Origin of the sequence: Pseudomonas rossensis, from assembly GCF_039888995.1 — a bacterium.
Taxonomy (GTDB): Bacteria; Pseudomonadota; Gammaproteobacteria; order Pseudomonadales; family Pseudomonadaceae; genus Aquipseudomonas; species Aquipseudomonas rossensis.
This window is the reverse complement of sequence record NZ_JBBWCB010000343.1, coordinates 1-383: the sequence shown is the minus strand read 5'-3', so window position 1 is coordinate 383 and position 383 is coordinate 1. Positions and strand designations below refer to the sequence as shown.

Here is a 383-nt window from a genome sequence, read left to right as displayed (position 1 = left end):
GGGGCGTCTTCGCTGGTGGTCACGGTTTCGCTGATGTCGGTGAAGCTGTCATCGACCGGGGTCACGCTGATGTTCAAGGTCGAGGTGACGTCAGAACCGGAGCCGTCAGTGACGGTATAACTGACCGTCGGCACGCTGCCGTTGTAGTTGGCGGCCGGGGTGAAGGTGTAGGCGCCATTGGCGGCAAGCACCAGGGTGCCGACGTTGGCGATAGTCGCGGTGCTGCCGGCGGCGTAAGTGGTCGCACCGATGGTGAAGTTGAGCACGCTGACCGGGCCGTCGACGCTGCTGGTGCCGGTGAGCACGCTGCCGGTCACCAGGGTGTCTTCGCTGGTGGTCACGGTTTCGCTGATATCGGTGAAGCTGTCGTCGACCGGGGTCAC

Annotated in this window: 1 protein-coding gene; it reads right to left on the bottom strand. The window is 64.2% G+C overall.

From position 1 onward, the window contains the following. The coding region (locus tag WLY71_RS30795; RefSeq protein ID WP_347806597.1) for a cadherin-like domain-containing protein at nucleotides 1-383 on the bottom strand (383 nt) is incomplete at both ends.